Origin of the sequence: Polaromonas sp., assembly GCF_030682935.1 — a bacterium.
GTDB lineage: Bacteria > Pseudomonadota > Gammaproteobacteria > Burkholderiales > Burkholderiaceae_C > Polaromonas.
Map to the genome: position 1 here is coordinate 1 of NZ_JAUXNA010000012.1, position 6,217 is coordinate 6,217.

Here is a 6,217-nt window from a genome sequence, read left to right on the forward strand (position 1 = left end):
GCCCTGTCCGAAGGCTTTTCTGCCGACCAGATCGTGGGCAAGATCATGGCCAGAATCCCGCCGCCCGCCAAGCCGCTCGCCCATGAAAAACTCGCCGCCTGACCTTCCTTCGCCAAAGGCGCCAGCAGAAAGCGCAGACCAGTTACTGCGCCGGCTCGAATGGACGGTGCTGCGCCGCCTCGACGGCTTACTGCAGGGCGACTACCGCACGCTGCTGCGCGGCACCGGCATGGACCTGGCGGACCTGCGTGAGTACCAGCATCACGACGACGTGCGCCACATCGACTGGAACGTGACGGCCCGGTTGCAGCAGCCCCATGTGCGCGTCTTTACCGAAGACCGGGAAATGAGCGCCTGGTTTTTGCTCGACCTGAGCCCGTCCATGGACTTTGGCTCTGGCGAACAGCGCAAGCGCCACGTCTTGACCGATTTCGTTGCGGTGCTGGCGCGCATGCTGACCCGCCACGGCAACCGGGTCGGCGCACTCCTTTACGGCGCGGGCGTGGATGCAGCGATACCGGCGTGTGGCGGTCGCCATCATGTGCTGCACCTGCTGCATACCCTGCAGACGCGGCCGGAAGCCGAAAGCGCAGGTCCTACCCGCCTGCATGAACTGCTGGCGTCCGCCGCCAAGCTGGTACGCCGCCGCTCCACCGTGTTCGTGGTGTCTGATTTCATCACCGAGGCAGGCTGGGAAAAGCCTTTGGGCCAGCTCGCCCAGCGGCATGAAGTCGTTGCCGTGCGCCTGCTCGATCCGCTGGAGCTGGAATTGCCTGATTTGGGGCTGATTCCAATCCGCGATGCCGAAACCGGCGAACAACTGCTGGTCGATACCCATGATGCCGGCTTTCGCAAGCGCTTTGCGCGCATCGCGGCCCAGCGCGAGGCCGAACTGCGGCAAACCCTGGCGCGCGCTGGCGTGGACACGCTGGAGCTGTCAACCGATGATGACCTGGTCAATGCCATCATGCGTTTTGCCGACTTGCGCAAACAGCGCAGCCGTTCATCGAGTGGCCGTGCGGCGGCTGGCCGGCTGCCGGCCCACCTGAGGCGTACCGCCTGAATTGCGCGGAGGAACTGCCATGAACTTTCCAATGACCTTCCTCTGGCCTCAATTTCTCTGGCTGCTGCTGGTCATTCCGCTGCTGGTGGTGGTGTACGTCTGGCTGTTGCGGCGCAAGAAAAAAATGGCCTTGCGCTATGCCAGCCTGTCCATCGTGCGCGAGGCCATGGGCAAAGGGCAAGGCCTTCGCCGGCATGTTCCGCCGCTGCTGTTCCTGCTGTCGCTGGCCGCCATGCTGCTGGCGGCATCGCGCCCATTTGCCGTCGTGACCCTGCCCTCGCAAAACACAACCATCATGCTCGCCATGGATGTATCGGGCAGCATGCGCGCCACCGATGTTCAGCCCAACCGGCTGGTGGCCTCACAAAACGCTGCCAAGGCTTTTCTGGCCGACTTGCCGCGCCATGTGCGGGTGGGGGTGGTGGCCTTTGCCGGCACCGCCGCCGTGGTGCAGCCGCCGACCCTGAACCGGGAAGACCTGACAGTGGCGATTGACAAGTTCCGGCTGCAGCGCGGCACGGCCATTGGCAACGGCCTGATGGTAGCGCTGGCCGAGTTGTTCCCCGATGCGGGCATTGACCTGGCGTTGCTGGAAACCGGCTGGGAGCGCCTGCACGGAATTTCGCTCGACCAGGCCGAAAAAGCCGGCAAGGAGGCCAAGAAAAACTTCACGCCAGTCACGCCCGGCTCCTACACCTCGGCCGCCATTATTTTGCTGACCGACGGCCAGCGCACCACCGGCGTGGATTCGCTGGATGCGGCCAAGGCGGCCGCAGACCGGGGCGTGCGTGTCTACACCGTCGGCGTCGGCACGGTGGAGGGTGAAACCATCGGTTTTGAGGGCTGGTCCATGCGTGTCAAGCTCGACGAGAAAACCCTCAAGGGCATTGCCCGTGCCACCCAGGCCGAGTATTTTTATGCCGGCACGGCAGGCGATTTGAAAAAAGTCTATGAAACGCTCAGCGCGCGGCTGACGGTCGAGAAAAAGGAAACGGAAATCTCCGCGCTGCTGGCCCTGGCGGCAGCGGCGCTGGCGCTGGTCTCTGCCAGCTTGTCGCTGCTGTGGTTTAACCGGATTCTTTGACGCGCATCCCTTGCCGGCTCAGAGCGATAGCCGTAGCTTCACAAGACCATCACAATTTCACATTGCACTCACGCCGCAGCAACGCCAGCGCGTCTTGCTGCGCAAACGCCGAATCGCTTTGCAGGGCGGCCTGTGCCTCGTCCACAAAATCCGCCCACAGCTGGACGTAGGCCTCCTGGTACTGCACGGGGGCGTGATCCAGGATGTATTGGCGTGCCAGTTCCGGCTCAAAACCCGGCTTGGCGCCCGCCTTCTGGATATTGCGGACCAGGGCAGCAGCGCCTTTTTCGGTCAAGAGCGTTTTGGGCGCGGCACCGGCCGCCACGCAGACAAACAGGGTGAGCAGCGAGCCGTCATCGCAGTTTCCGCCCGTGGCCTTATCCCAGGCCCGGGAGATGGCGCGGTCATGGTGGTCCATCTCGCTGGCCATGTCTTCCAGCCAGAAATAGCGGCCCAGCAGCGGCGGATGATGGTGGTCGCTGTCTTTGGCAAAAAGCCGTCTGGCGGGCAGGGAACTGTCCAGAATCCGGGGCAGGTCGGCCACGACGGATTGCTGCAATGCCTGCACCACGGCGGCAAATTCAGGGGGCAAGTTGGCGGGAATGACGATGGCCAACGTTTCGGCGCTGTCGGGCCGGTATTTCTTGCGCAGCGCCGCCACCGTTTTTTCAAACGCCACCCAGTCGGGCCAGGCCGTGCGCCGGGTGGCCAGCACCAGCAGCGCCGTGCGAATCACCGCCTCGGCGTGGGTGTGCGCCTCTTCGAGTTCTTCGGCGTCCAGTCCCAGCTGGTCAGCCAGCCAGAGGGCCGCGCCTTTTTCCTGATGAAGGGGCGTGCGCCGGGCGAGCTCTGCCTGGTAGTCGGCAAAGCTTTTGAGCGACCACTCGGCCAGCCCTTTGGGCGGGCCTGACGCGTCCACAGCGCCCGGGTGCGTGTCAAAAACGGTGTTCTCGGGCAGGGCCAGCAAAGCCTTGAGCAGGTCGGAGCCGCCTTTGGAGCGGGACAAAAACGAATGGTCTTGCAGCGACTCGGCGGCTTGCCGCAAGTCGCCGCCGCTGGCGCTTTCAAGGTAGAGGCTGACCAGGTTGACGATGCGGTCCTTGGCTTTTTCAAGGTCCGGTCGCAAGAACTCGTTGCCAAAGTAGCGCGCAATCTGCACCATGCCCTTGGGCGCATCGGCGCAGATGGCGTCCAGCTTGGGCTGGTCGATGATGCCGTGCTGCACGCCGTACTGCAGCGCTTTTTCAAAAAACGGACGTGCGTCGTAAAGCGAAACCGAAGCGGGCAAAACGGAAGGGTGCATGGGCATCGCGCGCGTCAGATCGCCGATTCTTCATCCGACTCGCGCGCGGCCGGCGTGGCCTTGCCCCGGTCGGTGTCGCCGGTCTCGACCTTGCCATCGTCTTCTTCCTCTTCATCCGCTACTTCGTCCTCGTCCAGACCGGCATCGTGGGCGCGCGCCTTGGCCCGCAGCACCGTCAGCATTTCAATGAACAGGTCCGGGTTTTCGTAACGCAGCAGCCAGGCCAGCTCCATCCAGTCGTGGTCGGCAATCTCGTCTTGCTCAACGCTCGGCCTTTCGTAGGCTCTGGCTTGCAGCTCGGCCCTGGACACCAGCTCGCCGGTGTCTCTCATCGCATCAAAACTGCCCGTGCTGGCAAAGGCCTCCACGCGGTCCCATTTCTCGGTGAAGTAGTCGGCCAGCGCTTCGCTGCCGCCATCCAGGTCGCCAATCGCGTTCAAAAACGCCAGCGGGTCCGCGTCTTCCCTGAAGATGATCGCGTTCATCATGCCGCGCAGGTGGGTGCGGGTCAGGTCCTTGTATTGCTTTTCAATCACCACCGCGCGCGCAAACTGCTCGGGCGTGACCAGCAGGCTGACCACCGACTCCCTGGAGTTGTCGTATTCGCGCATGACCGCCAGGATGTCCTTGGCCGGCAACAGGTCCAGCACCACCATCAGCGCGGCGTCGCCCTCGGCGTCCGCCAGTTCGACCAGCGCGGACTCGGCGCCCACGATGTCGCCGGCGGCAATCAGGGTTTGGGTTTTTTCAATCAGGGCAAGGTGGTTCATACAGGCTTCACGTCTCTTTTATCGGTCCATCAATCTTTGCGGTCAAAGCCCTGCCCGACCATCCAGTCGGCGCCAGCCTCTTTGCGGGCACGGGCATCGCCGGGCTCGTCGCCGTCTTCATCCGCGTCGAATTCATCCTGGTCATCGCCGTCGTTTTCGTCCTCATCGGCGTCGCCATGCCCGTTTTGCGCGGCGTAGGCCGCGTCCGGCCGGCCCGCCATGTAGTGCAGACCCGCCGCCACCGTCAAGAACCACTCGCCGCCGGGCGCTTTCAGCACAGTCTGGGCCAGGTCCCGGGCCCACGGCGCCAGTTCAATACCGTCAGACACCTCGCTCCAGGCCGGAAATTCATCGGCCTCATGGCTGAGCAGGTGGTCCATCACGGCCGGCTGCCTGAAGCTAAAGCCCTGGTGGAAGATCACCGCCACCATCTCGGGGCTGAGTTCCATCATCTGGACCAGAAAGCTGATTTCCTTGCGTTTTTCGGCCAGCCGCTGGCGCAGCACATCGCGCCCGTCGGAGTCAAACGTCAGGTCGTCCATTTCGGACCGGTAGGCCGAGCGCAGGTTGAGGAAAAAGGGAGAAATGCTCATGCCGTAGGTTGTTTCAAATCAGGGGGTTGAAGTAGTGGTTCCAGATGTCCCGCGCGGTGTCGATCGGGCTGTCAAGCAGGTTGCGGCGGCGGTTGTCGTCATAAGCCTGGCGCTTGTCGGCGTCCGACAGCACGTCGTAAGCCGTTTGCACCGCCCGAAAGCGTGCCGCCGCATCAGGCGCGGCGTTTTTGTCAGGGTGCCAGAAAGACGCTTTCTGGCGAAACGCTTTTTTGATGTCTGCCAGCGTCGCTGCGCTGCTCAACCCCAGGGTGGTGTAGTGATCGGTCATGCGTGTGGTGGCGTTGTCCTGGAACCGGTGGGCGGATGCAGCAGGCTGAAAAAAGCAGCGCCAGCCTTGCAGGGCCGGCAAACAGGCACTGCGCGCGAGCCGGTGATTATGCTTGACGAGCGCTTTGCCTGCAGGGCCGGGTTGCCGGCCGCCGGACGGCACTGGAGCGCGGCGCAAATTACTATAAATTTAATAGCTACCATCGCCCGTCCCTATTGGGCTAGAAGGCAAAATAGCTTAAAAATAGAGTCCCGGTGTATTTTGGCAGGTGTCCCGCGCTCACCCTGCATGCAGGCCCGTGGACTCAACCGACTCCGACAACTTCCCCAACACCAGCCGCAGCTGCCGCCCGCAGCGGGCCGCCAGCGCTTCATCGTGCGTCACCAGCACAAACGCGGTGCCGTGCTCGCGCGCCAGTTGCAGCATCAACTGAAACACGCCGTCGGCGGTGGTTCGGTCGAGGTTGCCGGTGGGCTCGTCGGCCAGCACGCAGGCGGGCTGCGTGACCAGGGCACGGGCAATGGCCACGCGCTGGCGCTCGCCGCCCGACAGTTCGGACGGGCGGTGGTGCAGGCGGTCTTGCAGGCCCACGCTGGCCAGCATTTTGCTGGCGACCTGCGCCGCTGTTGCGCGGTCCTGACGCCGAATCCACAGCGGCATCGCGACGTTGTCGAGCGCGCTGAACTCGGGCAGCAGGTGGTGAAACTGGTAGACAAAGCCCAGGTGCTGGTTGCGCAATTCGCCCTGCTGGGCGGGTGACAGCGAAGACAGCAGCTGGCCCTTGAGCTCGACCTGCCCGCTGGTGGGCGCATCCAGCCCGCCCATCAGGTGCAGCAGGGTGCTTTTACCCGAACCCGAGGCACCGACGATGGCCAGCGTTTCGCCTCGGTGCACCTGCAAATCCACGCCCTGAAGCACGGTCACGTCGAGCCGGCCTTCGGTGAAGCGTTTGGTGAGGGCGCTGGCGCGCAGCACGATTTCTGCCTGGAGCGTGGATGCGGGGAGTCCCCCATCCCGGCCTTCCCCCAGCGGGGGAAGGAGTGAATCGGGGAAAGTCATGTCGAGATTATTCATAGCGCAGGGCCTCCGCCGGGTTCACGCGGCTGGCGCGCCAG

The 6,217-nt window shown here is 63.7% G+C and carries 7 protein-coding genes; 2 read left to right on the forward strand and 5 right to left on the reverse strand.

The genetic code is table 11. From position 1 onward, the window contains the following. Positions 1–82: 82 nt before the first annotated feature. Together Q8K05_RS00450 and Q8K05_RS00455 are read left to right on the forward strand one after the other, a co-directional pair. Positions 83–1,063, forward strand: a complete 981-nt coding sequence (locus Q8K05_RS00450; RefSeq protein ID WP_305244587.1) for a DUF58 domain-containing protein — start codon at positions 83–85, stop codon at positions 1,061–1,063. Between the two features lie 31 nt (positions 1,064–1,094). Beyond that, positions 1,095–2,147, forward strand: coding sequence for a VWA domain-containing protein (locus tag Q8K05_RS00455; RefSeq protein WP_305244592.1), 1,053 nt, complete (start codon positions 1,095–1,097; stop codon positions 2,145–2,147). Between the two features lie 49 nt (positions 2,148–2,196). Here the strand turns inward: Q8K05_RS00455 and Q8K05_RS00460 are convergent, their stop codons facing one another. From Q8K05_RS00460 to lolD, 5 genes are all read right to left on the reverse strand, one after another. Next, positions 2,197–3,456 (reverse strand): hypothetical protein, encoded by a 1,260-nt coding sequence (locus tag Q8K05_RS00460; RefSeq protein ID WP_370868740.1) that lies wholly within the window; start codon positions 3,454–3,456, stop codon positions 2,197–2,199. An 8-nt stretch (positions 3,457–3,464) separates the two neighbouring features. After that, positions 3,465–4,220 carry a hypothetical protein gene (locus tag Q8K05_RS00465; protein ID WP_305244589.1) on the reverse strand — a complete coding sequence of 252 codons (756 nt, stop codon included), beginning with the start codon at positions 4,218–4,220 and terminating at the stop codon, positions 3,465–3,467. 29 nt (positions 4,221–4,249) lie between these two features. Further along, positions 4,250–4,813, reverse strand: a complete 564-nt coding sequence (locus Q8K05_RS00470; protein ID WP_305244590.1) for a hypothetical protein — start codon at positions 4,811–4,813, stop codon at positions 4,250–4,252. A gap of 13 nt (positions 4,814–4,826) precedes the next feature. Then, on the reverse strand, positions 4,827–5,102 hold the full coding sequence (locus tag Q8K05_RS00475; protein WP_305244591.1) for a DnaJ domain-containing protein: 276 nt from the start codon (positions 5,100–5,102) through the stop codon (positions 4,827–4,829). Between the two features lie 279 nt (positions 5,103–5,381). Further along, entirely contained in the window at positions 5,382–6,080 is a 699-nt protein-coding gene (gene lolD / locus Q8K05_RS00480; RefSeq protein WP_305244593.1) for a lipoprotein-releasing ABC transporter ATP-binding protein LolD, read from the reverse strand. Between the last annotated feature and the right edge of the window lie 137 nt (positions 6,081–6,217).

Bases quoted from the DNA above. Each gene is read 5' to 3' on its own strand.
- Q8K05_RS00450 (WP_305244587.1), top strand. From the start codon at position 83: ATGAAAAACTCGCCGCCTGACCTTCCTTCGCCAAAGGCGCCAGCAGAA.
- Q8K05_RS00455 (WP_305244592.1), top strand. From the start codon at position 1,095: ATGACCTTCCTCTGGCCTCAATTTCTCTGGCTGCTGCTGGTCATTCCG.
- Q8K05_RS00460 (WP_370868740.1), bottom strand. From the start codon at position 3,456: ATGCCCATGCACCCTTCCGTTTTGCCCGCTTCGGTTTCGCTTTACGAC.
- Q8K05_RS00465 (WP_305244589.1), bottom strand. From the start codon at position 4,220: ATGAACCACCTTGCCCTGATTGAAAAAACCCAAACCCTGATTGCCGCC.
- Q8K05_RS00470 (WP_305244590.1), bottom strand. From the start codon at position 4,813: ATGAGCATTTCTCCCTTTTTCCTCAACCTGCGCTCGGCCTACCGGTCC.
- Q8K05_RS00475 (WP_305244591.1), bottom strand. From the start codon at position 5,102: ATGACCGATCACTACACCACCCTGGGGTTGAGCAGCGCAGCGACGCTG.